General features: G+C 68.9%; 31 protein-coding genes. 18 read left to right on the top strand and 13 right to left on the bottom strand.

Annotation, left to right across the window (positions count from 1 at the left end; all coding sequences use genetic code 11):
• Positions 1 to 43: 43 nt before the first annotated feature.
• The 3 genes from OXQ95_RS14730 to OXQ95_RS14720 form a co-directional block, all read right to left on the bottom strand.
• Complete coding sequence (locus OXQ95_RS14730) at positions 44 to 1,174, bottom strand: glycosyltransferase family 4 protein (RefSeq protein WP_267382138.1); 1,131 nt, start codon at positions 1,172 to 1,174, stop codon at positions 44 to 46.
• 66 nt (positions 1,175 to 1,240) lie between these two features.
• Positions 1,241 to 2,347, bottom strand: a complete 1,107-nt coding sequence (locus tag OXQ95_RS14725; protein WP_242097589.1) for a glycosidase — start codon at positions 2,345 to 2,347, stop codon at positions 1,241 to 1,243.
• Between the two features lie 34 nt (positions 2,348 to 2,381).
• Positions 2,382 to 3,260 (bottom strand): alpha/beta hydrolase, encoded by an 879-nt coding sequence (locus OXQ95_RS14720; protein WP_267382137.1) that lies wholly within the window; start codon positions 3,258 to 3,260, stop codon positions 2,382 to 2,384.
• Between the two features lie 37 nt (positions 3,261 to 3,297).
• Between OXQ95_RS14720 and OXQ95_RS14715 the strand changes: the two genes are divergently transcribed.
• The 7 genes from OXQ95_RS14715 (at position 3,298) to OXQ95_RS14685 (ending at position 10,176) form a co-directional block, all read left to right on the top strand.
• The gene (locus tag OXQ95_RS14715) at positions 3,298 to 4,656 is read left to right on the top strand and encodes a protein adenylyltransferase SelO (RefSeq protein ID WP_267382136.1); all 1,359 of its coding nucleotides are present in this window, start codon (positions 3,298 to 3,300) and stop codon (positions 4,654 to 4,656) included.
• Positions 4,657 to 4,693: 37 nt separating this feature from the next.
• Positions 4,694 to 6,109, top strand: coding sequence for a succinylglutamate-semialdehyde dehydrogenase (gene astD, locus OXQ95_RS14710; RefSeq protein WP_242097592.1), 1,416 nt, complete (start codon positions 4,694 to 4,696; stop codon positions 6,107 to 6,109).
• 91 nt (positions 6,110 to 6,200) lie between these two features.
• Positions 6,201 to 6,989 (top strand): uroporphyrinogen-III C-methyltransferase, encoded by a 789-nt coding sequence (cobA, locus tag OXQ95_RS14705; RefSeq protein ID WP_267382135.1) that lies wholly within the window; start codon positions 6,201 to 6,203, stop codon positions 6,987 to 6,989.
• Positions 6,986 to 7,282, top strand: coding sequence for a DUF2849 domain-containing protein (locus OXQ95_RS14700; protein WP_242097594.1), 297 nt, complete (start codon positions 6,986 to 6,988; stop codon positions 7,280 to 7,282). The genes cobA and OXQ95_RS14700 overlap by 4 nt, the downstream gene beginning before the upstream one ends.
• Before the next feature lie 63 nt (positions 7,283 to 7,345).
• On the top strand, positions 7,346 to 8,983 hold the full coding sequence (locus OXQ95_RS14695) for a nitrite/sulfite reductase (RefSeq protein ID WP_267382134.1): 1,638 nt from the start codon (positions 7,346 to 7,348) through the stop codon (positions 8,981 to 8,983).
• On the top strand, positions 8,976 to 9,425 hold the full coding sequence (locus OXQ95_RS14690; RefSeq protein ID WP_267382133.1) for a DUF934 domain-containing protein: 450 nt from the start codon (positions 8,976 to 8,978) through the stop codon (positions 9,423 to 9,425). The genes OXQ95_RS14695 and OXQ95_RS14690 overlap by 8 nt, the downstream gene beginning before the upstream one ends.
• Positions 9,418 to 10,176, top strand: coding sequence for a phosphoadenylyl-sulfate reductase (locus OXQ95_RS14685; RefSeq protein WP_267382132.1), 759 nt, complete (start codon positions 9,418 to 9,420; stop codon positions 10,174 to 10,176). The genes OXQ95_RS14690 and OXQ95_RS14685 overlap by 8 nt, the downstream gene beginning before the upstream one ends.
• Positions 10,177 to 10,360: 184 nt before the next feature.
• Here OXQ95_RS14685 and OXQ95_RS14680 read toward each other — a convergent pair whose 3' ends face one another.
• Positions 10,361 to 11,851, bottom strand: coding sequence for a replicative DNA helicase (locus OXQ95_RS14680; protein ID WP_242097597.1), 1,491 nt, complete (start codon positions 11,849 to 11,851; stop codon positions 10,361 to 10,363).
• A gap of 115 nt (positions 11,852 to 11,966) precedes the next feature.
• On the opposite strand from OXQ95_RS14680, the gene OXQ95_RS14675 reads away from it, so the two are divergent.
• The 3 genes from OXQ95_RS14675 to OXQ95_RS14665 are packed head-to-tail and all read left to right on the top strand — an operon-like array spanning position 11,967 to position 13,586.
• On the top strand, positions 11,967 to 12,449 hold the full coding sequence (locus OXQ95_RS14675; protein WP_267382131.1) for a UPF0262 family protein: 483 nt from the start codon (positions 11,967 to 11,969) through the stop codon (positions 12,447 to 12,449).
• Positions 12,442 to 13,125, top strand: a complete 684-nt coding sequence (locus OXQ95_RS14670; RefSeq protein WP_267382130.1) for a GH25 family lysozyme — start codon at positions 12,442 to 12,444, stop codon at positions 13,123 to 13,125. Before OXQ95_RS14675 ends, OXQ95_RS14670 begins: the two co-directional genes overlap by 8 nt.
• Complete coding sequence (locus OXQ95_RS14665; protein WP_267382129.1) at positions 13,122 to 13,586, top strand: cytidine deaminase; 465 nt, start codon at positions 13,122 to 13,124, stop codon at positions 13,584 to 13,586. The genes OXQ95_RS14670 and OXQ95_RS14665 overlap by 4 nt, the downstream gene beginning before the upstream one ends.
• Before the next feature lie 85 nt (positions 13,587 to 13,671).
• On the opposite strand, the gene OXQ95_RS14660 is transcribed toward OXQ95_RS14665, so the two are convergent.
• The gene (locus OXQ95_RS14660) at positions 13,672 to 14,001 is read right to left on the bottom strand and encodes a hypothetical protein (protein WP_242097601.1); all 330 of its coding nucleotides are present in this window, start codon (positions 13,999 to 14,001) and stop codon (positions 13,672 to 13,674) included.
• A 133-nt stretch (positions 14,002 to 14,134) separates the two neighbouring features.
• Here OXQ95_RS14660 and dcd point away from each other — a divergent pair, with 133 nt between their 5' ends.
• Genes dcd through OXQ95_RS14645 form a run of 3 tightly spaced genes read left to right on the top strand, consistent with a single transcriptional unit; the run spans position 14,135 to position 16,441 of the window.
• A complete protein-coding gene (gene dcd, locus OXQ95_RS14655) occupies positions 14,135 to 14,689 on the top strand; it encodes a dCTP deaminase (protein ID WP_242097602.1) in 555 nt (184 codons plus the stop codon).
• A gap of 19 nt (positions 14,690 to 14,708) precedes the next feature.
• Positions 14,709 to 15,713: a hypothetical protein gene (locus tag OXQ95_RS14650; RefSeq protein WP_267382128.1), complete on the top strand. Its 1,005-nt coding sequence runs from the start codon at positions 14,709 to 14,711 to the stop codon at positions 15,711 to 15,713.
• Positions 15,710 to 16,441, top strand: a complete 732-nt coding sequence (locus OXQ95_RS14645) for an ABC transporter ATP-binding protein (RefSeq protein ID WP_267382127.1) — start codon at positions 15,710 to 15,712, stop codon at positions 16,439 to 16,441. Before OXQ95_RS14650 ends, OXQ95_RS14645 begins: the two co-directional genes overlap by 4 nt.
• A gap of 95 nt (positions 16,442 to 16,536) precedes the next feature.
• Here the strand turns inward: OXQ95_RS14645 and OXQ95_RS14640 are convergent, their stop codons facing one another.
• From OXQ95_RS14640 to OXQ95_RS14625, 4 genes are all read right to left on the bottom strand, one after another.
• Positions 16,537 to 16,962: a biopolymer transporter ExbD gene (locus tag OXQ95_RS14640; protein ID WP_242097605.1), complete on the bottom strand. Its 426-nt coding sequence runs from the start codon at positions 16,960 to 16,962 to the stop codon at positions 16,537 to 16,539.
• Between the two features lie 37 nt (positions 16,963 to 16,999).
• Positions 17,000 to 17,482, bottom strand: coding sequence for a biopolymer transporter ExbD (locus OXQ95_RS14635; protein WP_242097606.1), 483 nt, complete (start codon positions 17,480 to 17,482; stop codon positions 17,000 to 17,002).
• Between the two features lie 98 nt (positions 17,483 to 17,580).
• Positions 17,581 to 18,381 carry a MotA/TolQ/ExbB proton channel family protein gene (locus tag OXQ95_RS14630; RefSeq protein WP_242097674.1) on the bottom strand — a complete coding sequence of 267 codons (801 nt, stop codon included), beginning with the start codon at positions 18,379 to 18,381 and terminating at the stop codon, positions 17,581 to 17,583.
• Positions 18,382 to 18,440: 59 nt separating this feature from the next.
• Positions 18,441 to 19,079 carry an energy transducer TonB gene (locus tag OXQ95_RS14625; RefSeq protein WP_267382126.1) on the bottom strand — a complete coding sequence of 213 codons (639 nt, stop codon included), beginning with the start codon at positions 19,077 to 19,079 and terminating at the stop codon, positions 18,441 to 18,443.
• A 257-nt stretch (positions 19,080 to 19,336) separates the two neighbouring features.
• Here OXQ95_RS14625 and OXQ95_RS14620 point away from each other — a divergent pair, with 257 nt between their 5' ends.
• The gene (locus tag OXQ95_RS14620; RefSeq protein WP_267382125.1) at positions 19,337 to 20,203 is read left to right on the top strand and encodes a hypothetical protein; all 867 of its coding nucleotides are present in this window, start codon (positions 19,337 to 19,339) and stop codon (positions 20,201 to 20,203) included.
• 2 nt (positions 20,204 to 20,205) lie between these two features.
• Here the strand turns inward: OXQ95_RS14620 and OXQ95_RS14615 are convergent, their stop codons facing one another.
• Genes OXQ95_RS14615 through OXQ95_RS14605 form a run of 3 tightly spaced genes read right to left on the bottom strand, consistent with a single transcriptional unit; the run spans position 20,206 to position 21,520 of the window.
• A complete protein-coding gene (locus tag OXQ95_RS14615; RefSeq protein WP_267382124.1) occupies positions 20,206 to 20,475 on the bottom strand; it encodes a Rossmann fold domain-containing protein in 270 nt (89 codons plus the stop codon).
• 2 nt (positions 20,476 to 20,477) lie between these two features.
• Complete coding sequence (locus OXQ95_RS14610) at positions 20,478 to 20,849, bottom strand: dihydroneopterin aldolase (protein ID WP_242097609.1); 372 nt, start codon at positions 20,847 to 20,849, stop codon at positions 20,478 to 20,480.
• 38 nt (positions 20,850 to 20,887) lie between these two features.
• The gene (locus OXQ95_RS14605; protein ID WP_267382123.1) at positions 20,888 to 21,520 is read right to left on the bottom strand and encodes a glutathione S-transferase N-terminal domain-containing protein; all 633 of its coding nucleotides are present in this window, start codon (positions 21,518 to 21,520) and stop codon (positions 20,888 to 20,890) included.
• Between the two features lie 77 nt (positions 21,521 to 21,597).
• Between OXQ95_RS14605 and OXQ95_RS14600 the strand changes: the two genes are divergently transcribed.
• Genes OXQ95_RS14600 through OXQ95_RS14585 form a run of 4 tightly spaced genes read left to right on the top strand, consistent with a single transcriptional unit; the run spans position 21,598 to position 24,520 of the window.
• Complete coding sequence (locus OXQ95_RS14600; RefSeq protein ID WP_267382121.1) at positions 21,598 to 22,092, top strand: N-acetyltransferase; 495 nt, start codon at positions 21,598 to 21,600, stop codon at positions 22,090 to 22,092.
• Positions 22,093 to 22,146: 54 nt separating this feature from the next.
• A complete protein-coding gene (locus OXQ95_RS14595; protein ID WP_267382119.1) occupies positions 22,147 to 22,734 on the top strand; it encodes a DUF1285 domain-containing protein in 588 nt (195 codons plus the stop codon).
• Positions 22,731 to 23,327 carry a CoA pyrophosphatase gene (locus OXQ95_RS14590; RefSeq protein WP_242097612.1) on the top strand — a complete coding sequence of 199 codons (597 nt, stop codon included), beginning with the start codon at positions 22,731 to 22,733 and terminating at the stop codon, positions 23,325 to 23,327. Before OXQ95_RS14595 ends, OXQ95_RS14590 begins: the two co-directional genes overlap by 4 nt.
• Positions 23,318 to 24,520, top strand: a complete 1,203-nt coding sequence (locus tag OXQ95_RS14585; RefSeq protein ID WP_267382118.1) for a CCA tRNA nucleotidyltransferase — start codon at positions 23,318 to 23,320, stop codon at positions 24,518 to 24,520. The genes OXQ95_RS14590 and OXQ95_RS14585 overlap by 10 nt, the downstream gene beginning before the upstream one ends.
• On the opposite strand, the gene OXQ95_RS14580 is transcribed toward OXQ95_RS14585, so the two are convergent.
• A complete protein-coding gene (locus OXQ95_RS14580; RefSeq protein WP_267382169.1) occupies positions 24,493 to 26,067 on the bottom strand; it encodes an EAL domain-containing protein in 1,575 nt (524 codons plus the stop codon). The two genes, OXQ95_RS14585 and OXQ95_RS14580, sit on opposite strands and share 28 nt — an antisense overlap.
• Positions 26,068 to 26,077 lie beyond the last annotated feature (10 nt).

Below are 26,077 nucleotides of genomic sequence, written 5' to 3'. Positions count from 1 at the left end.
GCCGATATAGCGCGCGGACGCACCAACGCGAGCGAATTGCGATTCAGCCGAGCGCCCCCGCCCGTCCCAGCGCCTCTTCGTACAGCGCGCGATAGGTGGCGATCATCCGCGCCTCGTCGAACGCGGCGGCGGCCTTCGCGCGGTTCGCCGCGCCGATCCGGGCGCGCAACGCCGCATCGCCGACGAGCGGCTGGAGCACGTCGCGCAGGCCCACCTCGTCTTGTTCGCGCGCGATGAACGGCGCGTTCTCGACCGACACCATGGCCGCCACGTCCCCCACCGCATAGCTCGCGACCGGCAGGCCGGCGGCCATGCCCTCGATCACCGAGATCGGCATCTGTTCGCTGCGCGACGATAGCGCGAGGATGTCGAACAGCCCGACATAGGCGTGCGGATCGGGCAGGAAGCCCGGCATCGTCAGCCGGTCGGCGATCCCCATCGCGGCGGCGGCCTGCGCGATCCGCGCGCGTTCGGGCCCCTCGCCTACGATCACCAGTCGCACCTTGCCCGACAGGCCGCCCACCGCGCGGACGAGCGCCGCCAGATCCTTCACCGCGCGCAAGCCGGCCAGCGCGCCGATCGTCACCGTCTTGGGATCGGGGACGAAGCCGGGGATCGCGCCGCGCCGGGGCTTGCGCGCATAGGCCGCGACGTCGATGCCGTTGGCGATGCGGTGGATTTTCGCCGCCGGCTGTTTCCACGACTCCAGCGCGATCCGCTCCAGCGTCTCCGAGGGCACGACCAGCGCCGCCGCGGCGCCCAGTGCGATCCGGCGATAGACGTTGCGTTCGCGCTTCGGCCCACCCGCTTCGTCGGCGTTGAACCCGTCCTCGTGATGCACCAGCGGCGGCGCGCCCTTGCCGAACACGCGGCGCGCCATCACCCCGTCGATCGCGCCCCAATTGTAGGTGAGCACCAGATCGAACCGCCGCATATAGCGCGCGAGTGCCTCGTAGCGCGCGACCGACGGCCGCCCGGTGAGCGACGGCGCGTCTTGCGCGATCTCGTAATCGATGCCCGTAGCGATCGCGTCGCGTGCGCCGGTCTGTTCGGGCATGCCCGAGACGACGGTGTGCCGTGCGGCGCTGCCGAACGCGTTCATCAGCCGCACCGCCCGCGCCTCCTTGCCGCCCAGATCGAAGGAGGAATGGAGATGGAGGATGTTCACCGGCATGGCAGCGGCATGCCGTTTCGCAGGCCTCGTTTCAAGCCGGCGCTCCCGCGCGAAAACCGGGAACGGTCAGGCGAAGGCGCTCTTGGGCACATGCGTGATCCGGCAGGCGAGATCCGCCTCGCCGCTCGCGACCACATAATGGTCGCCACCGTCCGCGATGCCCGTCGTGAAGACGACGTTCTCCACATACATCTGGTGCTTCAGCGCCTCGGTCAGCGCGGGGGCGGGTTCGATCAGCGGGGCGTGGTCGGTGCGGATCACCTTGCTCGGATCGTCGCGGTCGAGCAGCGTCCAATAGGTGCGATAGATGCCGACGAGGCCGGAGGGTTCGACGCCGTGCCACAATGTCAGCCATCCCGCATCCGTCAGGATCGGCGGCGCCCCGCCCCCCATCCGCGCGGTGGCCACGGTGGCGGCGTGCGGGCGGATGCCGGGCGCCTCGTTCGGCTTCCAGTGGAGCGCATCGGGCGAGGTCGCCAGGTTGATCGAGGGCCCCGCGCGCCATTCGCTGCCCGGCGGATAGGCGAACCACACCTCGCCCAGCGGCCGCGTCTGCGCCCAGTAGCGGCCGTCGATCTTCCCTTCGAAGATCAGCATGTCCTTGTTCTGGTGATCGAGCACGATGCCGTCCAGATGCCAGTCGAGCCCGTCCGCCGACGTATCGAGCGTGGTGCAATGGCGCTCGGGGCTGACCGAACAGGTGGTCATCAGATAGCGGCCGTCCACCCGGCTGATCCGCGCATCCTCCACGCCATAGCATTGGTAGGAGGCGCGCGGCGCGATCGCGCGGTCATAATGCACCGCCTCGACGCGGCGCCCCTCGGGATCGAGTTCGACGGGAAGCAGCCACGACATGCTCGTCAGCCCCAGCACGCGCCAGCCGCTGCTCGTCATCTCGAACTTGCGCGGATCGTTGGTGTCGACCATCCCGAGCGGCCAGGGATCGAGCACATAGCCGCCATCGACCCAGCGGATCGCATGGACATGGCCGTCGCGGATCGGCGTCTTCAGCGCCTCGGCCACGCGCACCATCATCAGCAGATTGCCGCTCGGCAGCCGGGTCAGCCCCGGATTGAACGCGCCCAGCGTATAGGTCTCGGCATCGATCCGCCCCGCCAGCGGCGAGCGCGACAGATCGACGTCGTCGGGGGTGAACACCAGATGGTCGAGCACGATCGGTCTCCCGTATTGAATGCCAGCAGACGCGTCAGGCCGGCACGGGTTCCTGCATCACCCGCGCGAGCAGGCGATCGATCGGATCGTGCAGCGCCACTTCGACGAGCGTCGGCGCATGGCCCACGCCCGGCACGGTCGCCAATTCCGCGCGGTCGAGCGCCGCCCCCATCCGCTCGGCGGTGGCCGCCGACAACAGGTCGGACCGCCCGCCGCGCACCACCAGGGTCGGCACGTCGCGCAGGCTGGAGAGCGCGGCCCACATGTCCGGCCCCGTCTCGGCACCCGGCACGCGGAACGGCTCGGCGATCTTCAGGTCGTAATCGAGCACGATCCGTCCCGCGCTGTTCAGCCGATAGAGCCGCTTGGCCATCGCCAGCCAATCCTCGATCTCCCAATCCGGATAGATGTCGGCATTGGTGTCGGCGATGCTGCGCGCGGCGTGCATCCAGGTCGGAAAGACGCTGCCCTTGCCGACATAGCCGCGGATCCGGGCGAGTCCGCGGGGCTCGATGTCCGGCCCAATATCGTTCAGCAGCGCGCCCGCGACGCTGGCGCGCCCCGCCCCCGCCAGCAGCATCGCGACGATCCCGCCGAGCGACGTGCCGAACGCGACATAGCGGTCGATCGACAGCGTCGCGAGCAGCGCCTCCATGTCCTGCACGTAGCTGAGCGGAACATAGGTCATCGGGTCCTTGGCATAGGCGCTTTCGGCGCGCCCGCGGAAATCGACCGCGATCACCCGCCACGCCCCCGCGAGCCGCGCCGCCAGCGCATCGAAGTCGCGCGCGTTGCGCGTCAGGCCCGGCATGCACAGGATCGGCGGCTGGCCTTCGCGGCCGCCCGGATAGTCGCGCGCGTGGAGCCGCAAACCGTCGACGGACCACCAATAGCGATTCTCATAGGCGGCCATGGTTGCGTCCTTGCAGAGGGCGCCTCCATATCGCTTCATGCCTACGAACCCGCAAGCCTATCGCCCCGCCGCCCGACTCGAGACCCTAGGGGCGGATTTCTACGATCCCGTGACCGCAGCGGATTTCCCCGAAACGCGGCTGCGCTTCCGCAACGATCGGGCCGCCGCCGAGATCGGGCTGCAGACGCTGAGCGAAGACGAATGGTGCGCGCATTTCGGCCGGTTCCAACCCCTGCCCGGCACGCTCGCGCAGCCGCTGGCGCTACGCTATCACGGCCACCAGTTCCGCCACTACAACCCCGATCTGGGCGACGGCCGCGGCTTCACCTTCGCGCAAATGCATGACGATCGCGGCCGACTGATGGATCTCGGCACCAAGGGTTCGGGGCAGACGCCGTGGAGCCGCTCCGGTGACGGGCGGCTCACGCTGAAGGGCGGCGTGCGCGAGGTGCTGGCGAGCGAGATGCTCGAGGCGCTGGGCGTGCCCACCTCGCGAAGCCTGTCGCTGATCGAGACCGGCGAGGCGCTGGACCGCGGCGACGAGCCCTCGCCCACCCGCTCGGCGGTGCTGGTGCGGCTGAGCCACGGCCATATCCGCATCGGCACCTTCCAGCGCCTCGCCTACGCGCGCGACACGGCGGGCCTGCGCGCGCTCACCGCCTATGTGCTGCGCGAACTCTATGACGAGGACGGCGACGATCCGGTCCGGCTGCTGACGCTGGTCGTGGCACGCACTGCCCGCCTCGCCGCGCGCTACATGGCCGCTGGGTTCGTGCACGGCGTGCTGAACACCGACAATATCAACGTGACGGGCGAGAGCTTCGATTACGGCCCGTGGCGGTTCGCGCAGACCTGGGATCCCGGCTTCACCGCCGCCTATTTCGATCACCAGGGCCTTTATGCCTTCGGCCGCCAGCCCGAAGCGATTCATTGGGACGCGATGCAGTTGGCCGTCGCACTGCGCCCCCTGGCGGACAGCGATCCACTCATCGCCGCGCTCGACGGCTTCGCCGCGCAGTATCAGGCGGAGGTGACGGCGGCGATCCTCTGGCGGCTGGGCCTCGCGCCGCATGACGCCGAATCGGATCGTGCGCTGGTGCAGGCGGTCGAGCGCGCGCTCCGCGAAACCGGGGCAGGAATCGACCAGTTCTTCTTCGATGCGTTCGGCGGCACGCTGCCGGACGGCTATGGCGGGCCATGGGCGCCGGTGCGCGGCCAGCTCGCGGCCTATCGCCCGCGCAAGGACCGCGCCGATCCCTATTGGCGGGGCGCGCCCTGCGCGATGCCGATCGACGAGGTCGAGGCGATCTGGGACGCGATCGCCACCGGCGACGATTGGGCGCCGTTCCACGCGAAGGTGGCGGCAATCTGCGCCATGGGCGCCGCGCTCGCATGAGTGGTAAAGCCCGGCCGGATCGGGCAGAGGCATGAGGATGGCGGATACAGAACTCGTTTCCCACGAACCTGCGACCGGCACGATGCTATGGCGGGGCGCGATCGGCGACGCCGCGGCCGAGGTGGCGGTGGCGCGCGGCGCCTGGGCGGCCTGGGCCGCACAGCCGCTGGCGGTGCGGATCGAAACGCTGCGCCGCTTCGCCAACGTCGTGCGCCAGCGCGCCGACGCCTTTGCCGACCTGATCGCCCGCGAGACCGGCAAGCCCTTGTGGGAGGCGCGCGGCGAGGTCGACTCGGTGATCGCCAAGGTCGACATCTCCGTCACCGCCTATGCCGATCGCACCGCGCAGCGCCGGCTCGATTCGCCGATGGGCAGCCGGATGGCGCTGCGTCACAAGCCGCACGGCGTCCTCGCGGTGCTGGGGCCGTTCAACTTTCCCGCACACCTGCCCAACGGCCATATCGTGCCCGCGCTGCTCGCCGGGAACGCGGTGGTGTTCAAGCCGTCCGAGAAGACGCCCGCCTGCGGCGCGTTCCTGGTCGATTGCTACCGCGCGGCGGGCGTGCCCGAAGGCTGCATCCGCCTGCTGATCGGCGGCCCTGCGGAGGGCCGCGCGCTCGCCGCGCATCCGGGTATCGACGGGCTGTTGTTCACCGGCTCCGCGCGCACGGGAATCGCGCTCAACCGCGCCTTCGCCGATCGGCCCGACAAGCTGCTCGCGCTCGAAATGGGCGGCAACAACCCGATCGTGGTGTGGGACACCCCCGATCTGCACACCGCGGCGATCCTCGTCGTGCAATCGGCCTTCGCCACCGCCGGCCAGCGCTGCACCGCGGCGCGGCGCCTGATCGTCGATACCAAGCTCTACGATCCGCTGCTCGCCATCATCAACACGCTGATCGGCCGTATCGTCGTGGACGAACCCCATGCCGATCCCGCGCCGTTCATGGGCCCGGTGATCGACAACGAAGCCGCCGACCAGCTGACCGAAAGCTTCCTCACGCTCATGATGCGCGGCGGTCGCCCGATCCGCCATCTCGAACGGCCGGTGCCCGATCGCCCGTTCCTCATCCCGGCGCTGATCGACGTGACCGGCATGGCCGAACGCCCCGACATCGAACTGTTCGGCCCCATCCTCCAGGTGATCCGCGCCGACGATTTCGATGGCGCCATCCGCGAGGCCAACGCGACGCGCTACGGCATGTCGGCCAGCCTCATCAGCCAGACGCCCGCGCTGTACGACCGGTTCTGGGCCAATGCGCGCGCCGGCATCGTCAACTGGAACCGGCCGACCAACGGCGCCTCCAGCGGCGCGCCGTTCGGCGGCATCGGCCTGTCCGGAAACCATCGGCCCAGCGCCTATTATGCGGCGGATTATTGCGCCTATCCGGTGGTGTCGAACGAAGCCGATGCGGCGCGCGCAGCGATCGGCATCGGCCTGCGCGACGCATGAAACCGTGAGCGCGCACGCGGATAGCCCGTCTAACAGCAACCCAAGCATCGCTGCTTTGCCCGCAACGCCGCCAGGCACCACATCGCGCCTCATGGCCACGCTGCTCGATCCCACCGCCCGCGGGCGCGTCATCCTCGTGGGCGCAGGGCCGGGCGATCCCGGCCTGCTCACCGTCCGCGCCGTCGAGGCGCTGCGCATCGCCGACGTCGTCGTGCATGACGGACTGATCGACCCGCGCGTGCTGGATCTCGCGCCCGCCACCGCGCAGCGCATCTCGGTCGCCAAGCAGCGCGCGCGCCATACGCTGCCGCAGGAGGCGATCAACGCGCTGATCGTCGCGCATGTGAAGGCGGGCAGCGTCGTCGTGCGGCTGAAGGGCGGCGATCCCTTCGTGTTCGGCCGCGGCGGCGAAGAGGTGGAGGCGGTACGCGCCGCCGGCCTGCCCGTGGCGGTGATCCCCGGCGTGTCGGCCGCGCTCGGCTGTGCGGCGGAAGCGATGCTGCCGCTCACCCACCGCGACCACAGTTCGGCGGTGTCGTTCGTCGCGGGCCAATGCAAGGGCCTGTCCGAACAGGATTGGGCGGGGCTCGCCGGCCAGGGGCGCACGCTGGTGATCTATATGGGCGTCGCGACCGCGACCGACATTGCCGACAAGCTGATGGCGGACGGCGTTGCGCCCGACATGCCGGTCGCGGTGCTCGAACGCGGCACGTTGGCGGGCGCGCGGGCGATGCGCACCTTGCTCGCCGATCTTGGCCCGATGGTGGCGCGCGAGGGCGTGCAGAGCCCGGCGATCATCGTCGTCGGCGAGGTGGTCGAATTGTCGGACGCCGAGGACAAGCTCGCGCGCTGGGCGCGGATGGCGGAGGCGGCGGCATGAAATTGCTGACGGGCAACGATCTGCCCACGGGTGACGTGATCTGGTGGACGGGCAGCGGCTGGTCGCGCCATATCGAGGAGGCGGGCGACGTCGGCACCGAAGGCGAACCGATCGCACGCGCCGAGGAAGGCGCACGCCGCGTGACCGTCGCCTATGTGATCGACGCCACGATGACCCCGGACGGCCCCCGCCCCGCGCACATCAAGGACCGTATCCGCGCGCTCGGCCCCACGGTGCGCCCCGATCTCACGCTGAAACCCGCCGATCCCGATGCGGGAAGCTGGGTGATATGACGATCGTTCACGCTTCCTTCCTCGCGCCTTCGCGTCCTCGCGCGAACAACACCGGGCACGCTCATGTATAAATACGATCATTACGACCAGGCCATGGTCGACACCCGCGTCGCGGAGTTCCGCGATCAGGTCGAGCGCCGACTCGCAGGGCAGTTGACCGAAGACCAGTTCAAGCCGCTGCGGCTGATGAACGGGCTCTATCTGCAGCTCCACGCCTACATGCTGCGCGTAGCGATTCCGTACGGCACGCTCGACGCGCGACAGATGCGGATGCTCGCGCATATCGCGCGCACCTATGATCGCGGCTATGCGCATTTCACCACGCGGCAGAACATCCAGTTCAACTGGATCAAGCTGGCCGACACGCCCGACATCCTCGCCGAGCTGGCGACGACCGAGATGCATGCGATCCAGACGAGCGGCAATTGCATCCGCAACATTTCGTCGGACCAGTTCGCCGGCGCCGCCGCGGACGAGGTGACCGACCCGCGCCCCTGGGCCGAGCTGATCCGCCAGTGGAGCACCTTCCACCCCGAATTCACCTATCTGCCGCGCAAGTTCAAGATCGCGGTGATCGCCGCGGACGAGGATCGCGCGGCGATGCGGCTGCACGACATCGGCATTCGCCTGACCAAGCGCGACGGCGTGCTGGGCGCGACGATCTTCGTCGGCGGCGGCATGGGCCGCACCCCGATGATCTCCACCGAAATCAAGGACTTCGTCACCGCCGACGACCTGATGAGCTATCTCGAGGCGTGCCTGCGCGTCTACAATCGCTATGGTCGGCGCGACAATATCTACAAGGCGCGGATCAAGATCCTGATCCACGAGATCGGCGCGACCGACTATGCACGCCAGGTGGAGGAGGAGTTCGCCGCGGTGAAGGCGCTGGCGCTCGATCCGCCCGCCGCCGAACTGGCGCGGATCACCGCGATGTTCGCCGCGCCAGCGTTCGAAACCGACGGTCTTCCCGCGCATGACGACACGAACGCGTCACCGGCGTTCGATCACTGGGTCGGACAGAATGTCCGCGATCACAAGCAGCCGGGCTATGCGGTGGTCACGATCAGCCTGAAGCCCGCGGGCGGCATTCCGGGCGACGCCTCCGCCGAACAGATCGACGTGATGGCGAATCTGGCGGAACGCTACAGCTTCGACGAACTGCGGGTCACGCATGCGCAGAACATCGTCCTGCCGCATGTCCGCCGCGCCGATCTGCCGGCCTTGTGGCAGGCGCTGGTCGATGCCGGGCTGGCGGAGGCCAATCTCGACCTCATCACCGATATCATCGCCTGCCCCGGCCTCGATTATTGCAGCCTCGCGAACGCCCGCTCGATCCCGCTGGCGCAGAAGATCGGCGCGCGCTTCGCCGATCCGGCGCGACAGCGCGATCTCGGCGAACTGAAGCTGAAGATCAGCGGCTGCATCAACGCATGTGGCCATCACCATGCCGGCCACATCGGCATTCTGGGCGTCGACAAGAAGGGCACGGAGAATTTCCAGCTCCTGCTCGGCGGTTCGGGCGCGGAGGATGTGAGCCTCGGCAAGATCGCCGGGCCGGGCTTTTCCGAAGACGGCGTTGTCGATGCGATCGAGCGCGTGACCGACCGCTATCTCGACGTGCGCCACGAGGGCGAGCGGTTTCTCGACACCTATCGCCGGCTCGGCATGGAAGGCTTCAAGGAGGCGATCTATGGCTGATCTCGCCGGCGATACCGACAATCTGCTCCGCTTCCGCGACGACGCCGCGCACGACGAACCCGCGGTCACGCTCGACGCGTTCCTCGCCGGCCAGACCAACGCGACGGCGGTGCGGCTGGAGGCGGGCGACGATGCGCGCGCGCTACTGCCCTATCTCGAGCGGCTCGCGCTCGTTGAGGTGAGCTTCCCGAGCTTTCGCGACGGGCGCGGTTACAGCGCGGGCCGGATCCTGCGCGAGGCGGGCTATGCCGGCGAGCTGCGCGCGGCGGGCGACGTACTGGTCGACCAGATGCCGCTCATGCGGCGCTGCGGCTTCGACAGCTTCGCGCCCGAAGCCCCGATCGATCCCGCCGCGCTGGATCGGGCGCTGACGCGCTACGACCAGCATTATCAAAAGGCGGCGGACGGCGCGGTGCCGATCTGGAAATTGCGTCATGGCTAATGCCGCGCGCCGGCTCGACACGATCGACGTGTCCCCCGCCTTCACGCCCGACGACGCGGCGGCGATGCAGTCGCGCTTCACCGGCGTCGCGACGCAGGATCTGCTCGCCGAGCTGCTCGCAGGCGAGCTGAAGGGGCGGATCGCTGCGGTGTCGTCGTTCGGCGCCGAATCGGCGGTGCTGCTCCACATGATTGCCGCGGTCGATCGCGACGTGCCGGTGATCTTCACCAACACGCAGAAGATGTTCGGCGAGACGCTGGCGTACCGCGACGAGTTCGCCGAGCGGCTGGGCTTCACCGATCTGCGCGTGTTCCGCCCCGATCCCCGGCTGCTCGCCGCGCGCGATGCGACGGGGCTGCGCTGGTCCTACGATCCCGACGGCTGCTGCGACCTGCGCAAGGTGGAGCCGCTGCGCCGTGCGCTCGCGCCGTTCGACGCATGGATCTCGGGCCGCAAGGGTTTCCAGGCCAAGACCCGCGCCGCCATCCCGCGCTTCGAGGCGGACGAGGGTCGGCTTAAGCTCAACCCGCTGGCCGATTGGGACAAGGCGCGGCTCGAGGCCTATTTCGACAAGCACGCGCTGCCCCGCCATCCGCTGGAGGCGCAAGGCTATTTGTCGATCGGCTGCGCGCCCTGCACCAGCAAGGTCAAGCCCGGCGAAGATCCGCGCGCGGGCCGCTGGCGAGGATGGGACAAGGTGGAATGCGGCATCCACGTCCCCGAAGCGCCGGGCGAGGAACCGGTGTTCTAGAGTTTGATGACGTTACTTTGATCCGTTCGCCCTGAGCTCGTCGAAGGGCCTGTGCCACACGCACACGCTCGACGGCGGAACAGGTGCTTCGACAAGCTCAGCACGAACGGACTGAGAGGCTGGATCGAGCCAACAGTCACCCCATCCTAGGGCTCTCCCTCTTCCACCGACAGAGGGACTTGGGTCAATATTCCGCCAGATCCGAGAATTTGGTGATCGTCGGATCGAACTTCATCCGCACCTTGCCCGTCGCCCCATGGCGCTGCTTCGCCACGATCAGCTCGGCGAGACCATAGACCCGCTCCATCTCGGTCGCCCAGGCGGCATGATCCTCGAAGGTCTTGGCGCTGTCGCCCTCGACGGGGCGCTTCGGCTCCTTCGACGCGACGTAATAATCCTCGCGATAGACGAACCACACCATGTCCGCGTCCTGCTCGATCGAGCCCGATTCGCGCAGATCCGACAGCATCGGCGTCTTGTCCTCGCGGCTTTCCACCGCGCGACTGAGCTGCGAGAGCGCCAGCACGGGCACGTTCAGATCCTTGGCCATGGTCTTGAGCCCACGGCTGATCTCGGAGATTTCCTGCACGCGGTTGCCGTCCTTGCTCTTGCCCGAACCGGTCAGAAGCTGGAGGTAATCGACCACCACCAGCCCGATCTCGTTGTTGTGCCGCCGCTGCAGCCGCCGCACGCGGGTGTGGAGCGCGCCGATGCTGAGCCCGCCGGTATCGTCGATGAACAGCGGCAGGCTTTCGAGTTCGGCGGCGGCGGCGGCGAGCTGGCCGAATTCCTGGCGGCTGATCTTGCCCATGCGCAGATTTTCCGAGCTGATCCGCGACTGTTCGGCGAGGATACGCGTCGCGAGCTGATCGGCGGACATTTCGAGGCTGAAGAACGCCACCTTGGCACCCACCGAGTCGGCGGGCGCGATCCCGTCGGCCATGTCGCGCATCCAGCGTCGCGCTGCGTTGAACGCGATGTTGGTGGCGAGCGATGTCTTGCCCATGCCGGGGCGGCCGGCGAGGATCATGAGATCGCTATGGTGCATGCCGCCGATCTTGGCGTTGATCGAGTCGATGCCGGTCGTCACGCCCGACAGGTTGCCGCCCGAATTGAGCGCACGCTCCGCCATCTTCACCGCGGCGGTGGTCGCCTGCGCGAAGGTCTTGACGGTGTTCTCGCTGCCGCCGTCGGCGGAAACCTTGAACAGCTCCTCCTCGGCCTGTTCGATCTGCGCGCGCGGGTTCACCTCTTCGGAGGTGTCCATCGCACGCTCGACCAAGGTGCGGCCCACGCTCACCAGGCTGCGCAGCATGGCGAGATCGTAGATCTGCTGCGCGAACTGGCGCGCGCCGATCAACCCCGCGCCGCTGCCCGTCAGCCCGGCGAGATAGGCGGGGCCGCCCAGCTCGCGCATGCCCTCGTCCGCCTCGAACATCGGGCGCAGCGTCACCGGCGTCGCCAGCATGTCGTTGCCGCGCAGCGTCTTGATCGCAGCGAAGATCCGGCCGTGCACGGGCTCGAAGAAATGGGCCGGGTCGAGCCGGTCGACCACATCGTCCGCCAGCCGGTTGTCGATCATCATCGCCCCCAGCATGGCGGCCTCCGCCTCGACGTTGCGGGGCAGTTGCTGCGGCTCGGGCGCGGCAGGCGTGGGGAATGCGAGAGTGGCCATGCCCGGCCTTGTACCCCCGGCTGCGCCCGGCCCCAAGCCGCGCGCGACGGAATGATGGGGATAAGTCGTGATCGGGACAAGTGACAGGCGATACGACCTTCGTTAACGCTGGCGCATGGCCGACCCGCGGATCATCGCCGTAGAGCTCGACGAGCGCAGCCTCGGCTGGCGTTCGGCCGATATCGACCAGGAACGCCGAATCGCGATCTTCGACCTGATCGAGGGCAATCATTTCGCGCCGCAGCGTTCGCAGGCGGACGGCTATGCCGGGCCCTACCGGATCAAGCTCGAATCGGAGGAAGGGCGGCTCGGCATCCACATGCACCGCGAGGATGGCACGCATCTGGAGACTCTGGTCCTGGCGCTCGGGCGCTTCCGGCGGCCGATCAAGGATTATTTCGCGATCTGCGACAGCTATTACCAGGCGATCCGCGCGAGCACGCCGCAGCAGATCGAGACGATCGATATGGCCCGGCGGGGCGTCCACAACGAAGCGGCCGAGCTGCTGATGGAGCGGCTGGCCGGCAAGATCACGGTCGATTTCGACACCGCCCGGCGGCTGTTCACGCTGATTTGCGTGCTCCATATCCGTGGCTGATCGCTATAGCCTGGCGCGCGTCGCCGTGCTGCTGGCGGTGATCGGCATCGCCGGAATCGCGGCGTGGAGCTGGGCGACGCATTGGGCGCCCGCGCCCGCCCGCTACCCCTTCCAGGGGATCGACCTGCCCGAGGATGCGCCGCCCGTCGAATGGGGCAGCGTGAAAGCGAACGGCGCAGCGTTCGCCTATATCGTCGCGACGTCGGGCGCGGACCGGCGCGACTCCGCCTTCGAGGCCAACTGGGCAGCGATCGGCGAGGCCGGGATGCGGCGCGGCGCGGTGCACGTCTATTCGCTCTGCCAGCCGGCCGCGCCGCAAGCGAACGCGTTCAACACCCTGGTGGCGCGCGACGACGAAGCGCTTCCCGCCGCGGTTGATATCGCGTTCCACGACGATTGCGCCGCGCGGCCGGCGCGCGAGGCGCTCGTCGCCGATCTCGCGCGCTTTGCCACGATGGTCGAGGCGCATACCCGCAAGCCGATCCTGCTGCGCATCGCGAAGCCCGTCGAGTCGGCCTATGCGCTGTCGGAGACGCTGCACCGTCCCGTCTGGGTGGTGGGCGATTTCCTCTCGCCAGGCTATGCGGCGCGGCCCTGGGCGATGTGGCGCGCGAACGACGTGCGCCGGATCGAGGGCGTCGAAGGACCGGTGAATTGGGATGTGGTGGCGCCATGAGCGGTGAAGACCTGCACGACGATGCGACTCGGCTGATCGCCGCGGCACGGACCGCCGCTCTCAACGCCCATGCGCCCTATTCGCGCTTCGCGGTGGGGGCGGCGCTGCTGATGGCGGACGGCGGGATCGTCACCGGCGCGAACGTCGAGAATGCGAGCTATGGCCTGTCGCTCTGCGCCGAAACGGTGGCGGTGGCGACCGCCAGCGCCGCGGGGCGGCTGCGCGAGATCGTCGCGGTGGGCGTGATCGGCGGCGCGATGGACGCGCGGAACCGCCCGACCGGTCTCGTCCCCGTCAGCCCGTGCGGCCGGTGCCGCCAGGTGCTGAACGAGGCGGCGCAGATGGCGGGGATCGACCTGCCGGTGCATTGCGGCGCGGCCGAGGGCAATCGGGTGACCAGCTATCGCCTGTCCGCATTGCTGCCCGATGCGTTCGGGCCGCGCGATCTGGGGATTGGCTGAACGGCGAAACGGGCCGGCATGGCTGCCGACCCGTCCCGTCTTCCGTAGTGACCTTCACCCGGCCGTCAGGGCCGGTTCGGCTGGGTCAGCAGCCGTTATTCTTGCGGTTCTTCGACGCGGTGTTCTTCTTGTCGAAATGCCGGCCGAGCAGCGCGCCGCCACCGGCGCCCGCGATCGTGCCGAGCGTTCCGCCGCCCAGCGCGCTGCCGAGCAACCCGCCACCGACGCCGCCTGCGATCGTGCCGACCGCGCCGTTGCCCGAGCCGCACTTGATCTGGCGGCCATCGCGGCCACGATAATTGCGGTCGTCGCGCTCATACCGGCGATCGTCGCGCTGCGCGAAGGCCGATGTCGGCGCGAGCATCGGGGCCGATACCATCATCGCCAGCGCAGTGACTCCAATCGCTCTCTTCATGTCGTTCTCCTTTGTTTCGGCCGTTCAACGTCGCAGCGCCGAAATTGGTTGCGCGGGTCGTACCAGACGCGTGCCGCCTACCCCTTGCCCTCGCCGCGCCGCGCCCGCAAAGACGGGGCGAAGGGAACACCGCATGTCCGTCCTGTCCGACCGCTGGATACGCGAGGCCGCGATCGGCCAGCGCATGATCGAGCCGTTCGTCGAATCGCAGCGCCGCGACGGCTGCATTTCCTATGGCCTGTCATCCTATGGCTATGACGCGCGCGTGGCGGACGACTTCAAGATCTTCACCAATGTCGACAGCGCGATCGTCGATCCGAAGGATTTCGCCGCCAACAGCTTCGTCGACCGCAAGACCGATTGCTGCATCATCCCGCCCAATTCCTTCGCGCTCGCCCGCACCGTGGAATATTTCCGCGTGCCGCGCGACGTGCTCGTGATCTGTCTCGGCAAATCCACCTATGCGCGCTGCGGGATCATCGTGAACGTCACCCCGCTCGAGCCCGGCTGGGAGGGGCATGTGACGCTGGAATTCTCGAACACCACGCCCCTGCCCGCCAAGGTCTATGCCAATGAGGGCGCGTGCCAGTTTCTCTTCCTGCAGGGCAACGAACCCTGCGAGGTGAGCTATGCCGATCGCGCGGGCAAATATATGGGCCAGCGCGGCGTGACGCTGCCCAAGTTGTAAGCCGGGCTTGACGGGCGCGGTGGACCGAACGGCACCCGATCGGGATCGCCTGTTCCGTTACGACCGGCGGATCGTCGCGAACGCCGCGCGCGCGACGTTCGCGCGCTGGCACGATCGGGCCCTGCTGGCGCTTCTGCTGCTCCTGCCGGTCGCAGCGGCGCATGGCGCGCTGGCCGACCGGCCGTGGCGGACGGCGGCGGGTGTGGGTTTCGGTATCGGTGTTTTGTTCGGCGCGACCGTCGCCCGGTCGATCGGGGCACGGCTCGCGCATCACACAACGGACGGCCCGCTAGCAGCAGATGCGCTGCACCGCGCGACCCGCTGGCGCTATTCCGCGATCTGGCACGCGTATGGCTGGGCGGCGCTCGCGATCCTGGTGCTCGGTGCGCGGCCGGCGCTGCTGGTGCCGGCGACGGTCGGCTATCTGGTCGGCATGGCGTTCGGCGCGATCGATCGCTTCGTTCCACATCGCTCGCCGGGCGGCGCGAAGATCGGGCGGAGGCTGCGCGAATGGCTCGGCCGCCCGCATGCGGGGGTCGCCGCCGGTGCGGCGCTGCTGCTCGTGCTGCTGGGGATGCGGTTCGGTGGATCGGGCCACGCTATGCTCGTGGCGGTAGCGGCCGTCGCGACCGGGATCGCAACGCTCGCGCTCACGATCGTGGACGATGCGGCGATCCGGTTCCAGACCGCCGCCGGCTGGGGATGGAGCCGGATCGCCACGACCCGCGGCCGGGGCACGCTGGCCCTGGCGGGGATCGGCGCGGGCGGCGGCCTGCCGATCGCCGGGGGGATGGTCGCGGCCTTGATCGTCGCGGTGGCGGCCGCTGGCCTGCTGCTGATGCTGCTGCGCATACTTACCTATCGGCTCCACCGCCGGCGCTTTGCCGATGGTCTCGTCTCGGTCGTGAGCGCGCTGCTCGTGCTGGTCGGCGTGGCGATGCCGGTCGCGCTTCCGCTGGTCGTCGTCGCGCTGCTCTGGCGTTTCGGGCGTCGCGCATCGGCGCGGACATGGCTGCTCACATGACCCCGGCGCTTCATCTGCACGATGCGTCGGTGGATCGCGACGGGACGCGCGTCGTCCATAACGTCACGCTGACGATCGCGGCCGGATCGTGGTTCGGGCTGATCGGCGCGAACGGATCGGGCAAGACGAGCCTCTTGCGCGCCATCGCCGGACGACTGCCCTTTGCCGCAGGCGGCTCCTGTCGGGTGGATGGCGTGGAGCGAACCGCCGATCGCACCGCGCGCGCGGAGCGCTTCGGGTTCCTGCCGCCCGCCGAAAGCCTGCCCGATTCGCTGCGCACGCGCGACCTGATCGCGCTCGTTGGCGGCCGTGCGCGCGACCCATGGCCGGCACTCGAGCCGCTACGCGCGGCGCTGGGGCTCGATGCGCTTCGCGATCGCTGGATCGGCGATTGTTCCGCGGGCATGCGGCAGCGCATCGCGATCGCGGCGGCATTCGCCGGCGGCCATGACGCGGTGATCCTCGACGAGCCGTTCAACTGGCTCGATCCCGTGGCGGCGTTCGATCTGCGCGCGGCGCTCCGAACGATGGTCGGGCGCGGGCTGACGCTCGTCACCGCGCTTCACGATCTCGGCCTGCTGGCGGCAAGCTGCGATACGGGCGTGGTCCTGGCGGACGGCCGGATCGCGCTGACGTTCGATGCCGAGACGCTCAGCCGCGCGACGCAGGCGCCTCAGGCGTTCGAGCGCGAAATGATCGAAATTCTTCGCACAGGCGCCACGCGCTGAGTGTAGCGGGCCTTCATCGCGTCCTGTCTTCACCAACGGAAAAGGGGCGGCCCGTCTTGGACCGCCCCCCTGTCGCACCGTCTTCGATCCGGGGATCAGAAGTCGTTGCGATATTGCTCGTTGCCGATGAAGCCGAGTTTGCTGATCGCCGAACGCTTGACCACGGCCAGCGTGCGATCGACCACCTCGTACCGCGCCTGCGGATCGGGTTGGAAGTGCAGTTCGGGCTCGGGGTTCATGCTCGCGGTCTGGTCGAGATACTGACGCAGGGTCACCTCGTCGACCGGGGTGCCGTTCCAGGCGACCTGGCCGTCCGCACTGATCGACACCTTGTTCTTCTGCGGATCGATCGGCGGCGGGTTGTTCTTGGAATTGACCGGCAGATCGACCTTCACCGCATGCGTCTGGATCGGGATCGTGATGATGAACATGATGAGCAAAACGAGCAGGACGTCGATCAACGGCGTCATGTTCATTTCCATCATCGGCTCGCCGTCATCGGAGCCGCCACTCATTGCCATGCTAGTTTACTCCTGATGTCGCTGGACGGACGCGGGCTCAAAGCCGCGTCACGCCCTCGCCCGGGGGCGGAGACGAGATGAATCCGACCTTGGCGAAGCCGGCGTTCTGCATCGTGTAGATCGCGCCGCCGATGCACTTGTACGGCGTGTTCACGTCGCCGCGGATATGCGCTTCCGGCAGTTCGAGGCCGGCGGCACCGGCGCCGCCCTGGCGCGCGATCTCGGTCTTCAGCTTGGCGACCGCACGGTTGAGCAGTTCGTCATGCGAGACGCGGGTCATGTTCCAGTAGACCGCACACTGGCCGGCATCGTCGGTGGTGATCGACAGCGACACGTTTTCGGGCTTGGTGGTGGTCGGATCGAAGCGGACGTCGGGGAGCTTCAGCTTCACCGCCTGCACCGCGACGGTCGCCGTCACCAGAAAGATTATGAGGAGCACCAGCATGACGTCGACCAGCGGCGTCGTGTTGATGTCCGACATCGGTTTTTCGGTGGAGTCGCCACCAACACTCATCGCCATGTGCGAATGATCCTATCTTCGTTCAGCCACCGGCATCGGTGCCGGAGCGGGTACGCCGGGAGGCGGGCAAGGCCCGTCCTCCCGGAGCGCCGGGTCGTTCAGGCGCGGGGCGGAACGCCGCCGGTCTGGCCGGCCGTCGTCGTCGCCGAAGGCTTGGTCGTCGCGGCGTTGGTCGGACGGGCGTTGGGCGCCGCCGGGCGGACCGCGCCGTTCGAGGCCAGGAAGCCCAGCACGTCGTTCGAGAAGGCCGACAGGTCTTCCGCGATCGACTTGTTGCGACGCTGCAGCCAGTTGTAGGCGAGCACGGCCGGAACCGCGACGACCAGGCCGAGCGCGGTCATGATGAGCGCCTCACCGACCGGGCCTGCGACCTGGTCGATCGAGCCCGAGCCCGACGCGCCGATCTTCACCAGTGCGCGGTAGATGCCGATCACGGTGCCGAACAGGCCGATGAACGGTGCGACCGAACCGACCGTCGCGAGGAAGGCGAGACCGCCGCCCAGCTTCGAGTTGATCGCCGCTTCCGAACGGGCGAGCGAACCATGCAGCCAGTCATGCGCCTCGACCGGATCGGTCAGCTTGGCATGCTGCGCCTGCGCGGCGAGACCGTCGTCGACGATCTGCTTGTAGGCCGAGTTCTTGTCGAGCTTGGCCGCACCCTCGTGCAGCGAGTTCGCGTTCCAGAAGCCCTGACGCACGCGCTTGGCCTGGTTCATGATCTTCTGCTGCTCGAACAGCTTCGAGAAGAGGATGTAAAACGACACGATCGACATCAGCACCAGGATGCTGAACACGGTCTGCGAAATCAGGCCGCCTTCGCGGAGCGACTGCTGGAGGCCGTAGGGGCTGGCACCCTTGGCGGCCGCTTCGCCGCCCGCGGCGAGAATGGAAATGAGCATCATCGAGTTTTCCTTCTGAACCAATCGCTAAAAGATGAGACGATCTGAATGTTCGACAATCAGTCCTTCGGGAGGACCCAACGCACCGGCAACGTCGTGGTCGAAGCGATCGCGGCGCCGCTCTCGTCCTTCGCCGGTGTATACCGCACCTTCTGCTTCGCGATCCGGCAGGTGGTGTTGTCGAGATCGCTATTGCCGCTCGACGACGTAACCGTGCAGTCGGTCACGCGACCATCGGTGCCAATCGTGAGCTTCGCCACAACGCGGCCCTGTGCCTCGGCACGCTGGGCTGCAGGCGGATAGGCATCCGGCCCGAAATACTGGCCCGGATTGCCCTTGGCCACGGCCGCCTGCGACACCACACGCACCGGGGGTGCCGGGGGGTTCGGCGGAGCCGGCGGTGCGGGGGGCGCAACCGGCTGGCTCGGCGGGATCACCGGCGTCGTCTGCATCGTGAACGTCGCGGTGGGCGGCACGATCGGCGGCGGCGACACCACCGTGGTGGGCGGCGGCGGCAGGTTCGGCTGGTTGGGCGGAGGCGGCGGCGGTGGAACGTCGGGCGGCGGCGGCGGCGGCGGCGCCACGTCGAACGTATTCAGCTTCTCCGTCGTCTTCTTGATATACTGGTATGCAAGACCAGTAATGAAAGCGTAGCCCAAGGCGACATGGATCAGGACCACGATCACGATCGCGGTCACCTTGCCCCCGGACATCTTCTGGTCAGTATAAGCCATTCGGCAATGACACTCCCTAATTGCAACGACTGGCCCCTCCGCCGGAGCGTCGGGAGGCTTCCAACCGTCTGTCACCGAGGCCTCGGGGCCCCGCGCAGTGCCCGAGTCCTACCGTTACGTTATCCGACACGCAAACGCTTTGTCGGCGCAACAAACGTTCAATCGCCCCGGCGCCAACTTGTTTCTGTAACATTCAGATCAAAAGGCGTAGCCGGGAGGGCATGACCGCCGCCCGACCCCGCCGCCATGCCCGCCTCATCCTCGCCCTGTCGCTGGTCGCGATCGCCGCGCCAAGCGCCGCCGGCGCGCAAGTGCCCGCCGATACTGAACATTCGCGGATCGGGTATGCCGATCTGGCCGATCTGGTGCTGGCCGCACCGGTGATCGCGGACGCCACGATCCGGTCGACCACGCGGATCAAGGGCGCGGAGGCCACCGGGCTCGCCCCGAATATGGTCCGACTATATGTGGAGGCCGATGTGCTGGCGCTGCTGCGCGGCCCCACCGACATGCCCGCCCGGATCGGCTACCTGCTCGACGTCGCGCCCGATCCCGGTGGCCGCCTGCCGAAGTTCAAGAAGGCGCGCGTGCTGCTGTTCGCGCGGTCCGTCGCTGCGACGCCGGGCCAGCTCCAGCTCGTCGGCCCCGAGGCGCAGCGCGACTGGGCTCCCGAGCTCGACTCGCGCGTGCGCACGATCGCCCGCGCGACGCTCGCCGCCGATGCGCCGCCGGTCATCACCGGGGTGGGCAACGCCTTTTATGTGGCGGGGGCGCTGCCCGGCGAGGGCGAGACGCAGGTGTTCCTGACGACGGCGGACGGCCGCCCCGTTTCGCTGTCGGTGCTGCGCCGGCCGGGCGAGCGGCCGCGCTTCGCGGTGGCGCTAAGCGAGATCGTCGACGAAGCCGCCGCGGCGCCCGCGCCCGAAACGCTGCTCTGGTATCGGCTCGCCTGCACCCTGCCGGCAACGCTGCCCGATCACAGCACCGCCACGCTCTCCCCCGCGGACGCCGATTCGGCGCGCGCGGATTACCGGTTCGTGATCGAAACGCTGGGTCCCTGCGCGCGCAGCCAGCCGCCCCGGGGCTGATCTCAGCCGATCTCGAGCACCTGCCCCGTCGTCGATACCGCGCGTTCGAGAAAGCGCGTCGCCGCCTCCACATCGACAGGCCCGGCGCCGGGGCGCGGCAGCACCGCGTTGACGCGCATCGGCGCCCGCTCGATCGCGAGCGGCGGCAGGGCGGCGAGCGCCAGCGCCAGCGCCAGCCGATCGCGGCCGGGCGCGATCACGATGGTGAGCGCCTCGCCCGAGGCGCCGCGCACCAGCGGCACGATATCGTCGGCGGGCGCCAGTACCGCCACACTCATCGCCGGTGGCGCACCAGCGTGATGCCGATCGATTCGCCGTTTTCGGAAATCGCGAGCTTCACGATCTTCACCTTCACCCGCAGCACGCGCGCATCCTGGAGAAACAGCGTCTCGCAGATATGATCCGCCACGCCCTCGATCAGCGTGAAGTGCACGCCGACCGGCAGCGCGGTCGTCGCGGCATGCTTCAGATCGAGATAGTTCTTCGAGGCCGATAGCGGCGTGTCGGGCGCGAAGGCCGGCGGGCAGGCGAGATCCACCGTCAGCGAGATGCGCAGCGGCTGCGGCAGGTGCGTCTCCTCCGAATAGATGCCGGTCAGCACCGGCACCTCGATGTCGTGCACGTCCAGTTGCAGGGTATCGTCCATGCCGCGCGCCTTAGCAGAGACGGCGGGCGAAGGAAGCGTCAGGCCGCCGCACTCGGCCGCGCGCTCGCCGCCGCATGCCAGCGCCCCAGGTTCGCGGCGGCGTCGGGCACCATCAGCCGCGCCGCGCGCGCAAAATCGATCGCGACCAGCGCGCTCACGTCGGCGAAGGTGTAGCGATCGGTCGCGATCCATTCGCGATCGGCCAGATGCGCGTCGAGCGCGTCGACGAACACCGCCCACATCACGCCCGCGCGCGCCGCGAGTTCGGGCAGGCGCGCGATCGGCGGCCATTTGCCGGGGATCGCCCGCCCCTCGAAGGCGGGGTTGCCGTTACGGAACGCATAGACCGCGGCGGCATAGCCATCCTGCTCGATCCGCCGCGTCCAGCCCTCGATCGCCGCCACGTCGCGCGGCGTTGTCCCGAACATCGGCGGGGCGGGCTGCAAGGCCTCGAAATAGCGGCAGATCGCGACCGAATCGGCGATCAGCTCGCCATCGTCGAGCAGCAGCGCGGGCACCGTGCCGCGCGGGTTGATCGCCAGATAGGCCTGGCCGAGCTGTTCGCCCGCGCGCAGGTCGATCGCGATGCGGGGAACGGCGATGTCCTTTTCGGCCAGCACGATGCGCACCCGCCGAGGCGACGGGGCCCAGGCGGCATCATAGAGTTTCATCCATCGCTCCCCTTGCGCTGTCGCCCGCGCGGGGTAAGGCGCGCGGCCGGCTGTGTCCACGCCGGCAGGGGAAGCCGGTGACCGATTTTCAGCCCTTGTCGCACGTCGCGCCGATCGCCGTCGAAGCGCTGCTCGATCACGCCTTCGGACTCGATCGCCACCAGCGCACGGCGTACCGGGTGCGCGGCAGCGGCGCGGCGATCCCCGCGCTCAGCTTCGCCGCGATCGACCAGGGCGCGCTCGTCGGCACGATCCAGTGCTGGCCGATCCGCTTGGCCACCGATGCGGGCGTCGCGGTGCCGCTGGTGATGGTCGGCCCGGTCGCGGTCGAGCCGCGCTGGCAGCAGGGCGGTATCGGCCGTGCCCTGATGACGCACGCGCTGGAGGCCGCGGATGCGCAGGGCCTCGACGCGCTGATGCTGATCGGCGACCCGGAATATTATGGTCGCTTCTTCGGCTTCACCGCCGATCGCACCGGCGCTTGGCGGCTGCCAGGTCCGGTCGAGATGCGCCGACTGCTGGCGCGGGGGGCCGGCGTGCCCGATGCCGCCGGGATGCTGGGGCCCGCCTGAGCACCCCGCCGCTGGGCGCTTTACGTGCCCCGCCCCCGCGCCTACCTGCGACGCATGCCGATGGATGCCATCCCCGATCTCGCCACCCTCAGCCTCGCCGAGATCGCGCGGCTCGCCGCCGAGGCGAAGCTGCCACCGGTCGACAAATGGAACCCCACCCACTGCGGCGACAGCGAGATGCGGATCGCGCGCGACGGCACCTGGTATCACCAGGGAACGCCGATCGGGCGCGAGGCGATGGTGCGGCTGTTCTCCACGATCCTGCGGCGCGAGGCGGACGGGCGTTACGTGCTCGTCACCCCGGTCGAAAAGCTCGACATCGCGGTGGACGACGCGCCCTTCGTCGCGGTCGAGATGAAGGCGGACGGCGAGGGCCGGGACGCGCGGCTCGCGTTCCGGCTCAACACCGGCGATCTCGTCACCGCGGGCCCCGCGCATGCGCTGCGCTTCGCCGATGGCGAGGACGGCCCCCGCCCCTATCTCCACGTCCGCGGCGGGATGGAGGCGCTGGTCGCGCGGCCGGTCTATTACGAACTCGCCGAACGTGCGATCGCCGCCGGCGGCGGCACGGACCATGGCGCCGGGGGCGAAGCGGAACCCGGCATCTGGAGCGACGGCGCCTTCTTCCCGGTCCGTCCGTGATGCTGGCGCAGCGGCTGGCGCATGCGCTGGAGCATGGCGAGACGGGCGCGGTGCTGCTGACCGCCGATTCGCACGATCTCGACCTGCGTGGCGGCGAGACGCTGCTGCCCGCCGCCGTGCTCGTGCCCGTCACCGATCGCGCGTCGCCCGGCCTGATCCTGACGCAGCGCACCGATACGCTGCGCCGCCATGCCGGGCAGATCGCCTTTCCCGGCGGCCGGATCGACGCGACCGACGCCGGCCCGATCGAGGCCGCGCTGCGCGAGGCGCACGAGGAAATCGGCCTGCCATCCGAGCGCGTGCAGGTGATCGGCATCGCCGACCGGTATCGCACCGGCACGGGCTTCGCGGTGACGCCGGTGATCGGCATCGTGCCCCCCGATTTCCCCTATGTGCCGAGCGCCGCCGAGGTGGCCGGCGTGTTTGAGGTGCCGCTCGATTTCCTGCTGGACGAGGCGAACCATGTCGAGGCCGCGGTCGAATGGCAGGGCCGGGAGCGGCATTATTACGAGATCACCTGGGGCGACCGCCGGATCTGGGGCGCGACCGCGGCGATGATCGTCAACCTGGCGCGGCGGCTGCGATGGGCGTGACGCTACCCCCCGCCCCATGGCGCGATCGCGCCGGACTGGCCGAGCTTGCGCGCACGCTGGGCGCGGATCAGGGCATGACCCGGATCGTCGGCGGCGCGGTGCGCGATACGCTGCTGGGCCTCGGGGGCGGCCTCGACGTGCAGGACATCGACCTGGCGACGCGGCTGCTGCCCGACGACGTGCTCGACCGGCTGCGCGCGGCCCGCATCCGCGCGGCACCGACCGGGATCGCGCACGGCACCGTCACCGCGATCCTCGAATCGGGGCCGGTGGAGGTGACGACGCTGCGCCGGGATGTCGCCACCGACGGCCGGCACGCCGTGGTCGCGTTCAGCGACGATTGGCGCGAGGATGCCGCACGCCGCGATTTCGCGATCAACGCGCTCTATGCCGATCCGGCGACTGGCGCGGTGACCGATTATTTCGGCGGACTGGACGATCTCGCCGCGCGCCGCGTCCGCTTCATCGGTGATCCGCTGCAGCGCATCGCAGAGGATCATCTGCGCATCCTGCGCTTCTTCCGCTTCCATGCGCGCTTCGGCGATGCGGTGGATGCTGCGGGCCTGGAGGCCTGCCGGCTGCGCGCGAACGACCTGATGGCGCTGTCGCGCGAACGGATCGCGAGCGAGATGCTGAAGCTGCTGGTCGCGCCCGCCGCGGTGCCGGTGATCGGGCTGATGGTGGAACAGGGCATCCTGCGCGCGGTGCTGCCCGAGATCGACGCGGCGGGCGTCGAACGCCTCGCCGCGCTGGCCGCGCGCGAGCACGCGGCGGGAGTCGCGCCCGATCCGATCCGGCGCCTTGCCGCGATCCTGCCGCCCGCCCAGGCCGATGGCGTGGCGGCGCGGCTGAAGCTCTCCAACGCCAACCGCAAGCGGCTGGTGGCGGCCGGCACCGGCATCGGCAGCGAAGGGCCCCCTGGGCTCGCCTATCGCGCCGGCGAGACGAGCGCGGTCGACCGCCTGTTGCTGGCGGGCGAGGATCCGCGCGCCATCATCGGCTGGACGCCGCCCACGCTGCCGATCGCGGGCGGTGCGCTGGTCGAACGCGGGCTGCGCAAGGGGCCGCAGGTTGCCGCCACGCTGCGCGCGATCGAGACCCGGTGGATCGCCGAGGGCTTTCCCGATGCGGCGCGCACCGCGGCAATCGCCGACGACGCGGTCGCTCAGGCGCTGCGCGCGATCAGCGCATAGGCCGCGTCCGGCTCCAGCGGCCGGGCATAGAGATAGCCCTGCCCATAGGTGCAGCCCATCGCGGCCAGCGTGTGCTCGAGTTCGATCGTCTCGATCCCCTCGGCGGTGGTCTTCATGCCGAGCGCCTGGGCAAGGCTCAGCACCGCGCGCACGATCGCCACCTTGTCGCGGTCCGCCAGCATGCCCGTCACGAAGCTGCGGTCGATCTTCAGAATGTCGATCGGCAACTTCTGCAGCATCGCCAGGTTGGAATAGCCGGTGCCGAAATCGTCCATCGCGAGCGTGGTGCCGAGTGTCTTCAGCGCGCGCATCGTGCCGGCGATCCGGTCGGGATCGGTGACGATCGCGCTCTCGGTCAGTTCGAGCGTGAAGCGCTCGCCCGACAGACCGGTTGCGGTCAGCGCGCTTTCGATGACGGAAGCGATCGTATCGCGCTGCAACTGAATCGCGGAGAGGTTCACCGCCACCTTGACCCCGCAATCGCCGCCGGCCGCCTTGTCCCATCCCGCAAGCGTCCGCGCCGCCTCGTCGAAAGCCCAGCGGCCGAGCGGAACGATCAGCCCCGATTCCTCGGCCACCGCGATGAAGCGCGAGGGATCGTGATCCTGGCCGTCGAGCCCGGTCCAGCGCGCGAGCGCCTCGAACGAGACGATCCGCCCGCTCGAGAGATCGCGGATCGGCTGATAGGTCAGCCGCAGCCGGCGTTCCTCGATCGCACGGCGCAACTGGGTCTCCATGCCGAACTGTTCGCGCGCGATCACGAAGGCCTGGGGCTGGTAGGATTCGGATTTACCGCTGACCTTGGCGCGCTTCACCGCGAATTGCGCGTGGCGGATCATCTCCTCGGCATCGTCACCCTCGTCGGAACCGAAAGCGATGCCGATCGAGCATTCGACGCTGATCTCGAAATCGGTCAGACGGAACGGTGCGGAGAGCGAGCGCTGGATTCGCGTCGCCAGTTGATGCGCATCGTCCGGATGGTCGTCGAGCGCCATCAGGATGCCGAATTCGTCGCCGCCGATCCGCGCGAGCATGTCGCAGGCGCGAAGCGTGCCTTTGATCCGCCGGGCGACCGTGATGAGCAGCTCGTCGCCGACCAGCCCGCCGAGACAGGCGTTGAGCTGGCCGAACCGATCGAGATCGATCACCAGCACCGCGTGATGCGCGCGGTCGGCATACACTTCCTCGATCAGGTTGCCGAAGCCTTCGCGATTCGGCAGCCCGGTCAGGCTGTCGGTGGTCATCTCGCGCCGCAGGCTGCGTTCGGTGTGGCGTTGCGACGTCTGATCGACCATCATCACCGCGCAGCGTCCCGCCGGGCAGAAGGGCGATCGCGAGATCGTAACCTGATAATAGCGCGATTCGATCGCCTCGCCGACGCTCCAGGGAAATTCGATCGCCGGCGCCGTGCCATCCAGGAACCGCTCGATCCGTTCGCCCAGCGCGTGGAACAGCATCGCGCCTTCGGCGGCATCGAACCCCGCGATCCGCGATGCGCGGTTGGCCGCCACGATCACCAGCGTCGGCACCGCGCGCGCGACCACCATCGCCGGGATC

Source organism: Sphingomonas sp. GC_Shp_6, assembly GCF_026540835.1.
Taxonomy (GTDB): domain Bacteria; phylum Pseudomonadota; class Alphaproteobacteria; order Sphingomonadales; family Sphingomonadaceae; genus Sphingomonas.
The sequence above is the reverse complement of the archived record's forward strand: the minus strand, read 5'-3'. Positions and strand labels throughout refer to the sequence as shown.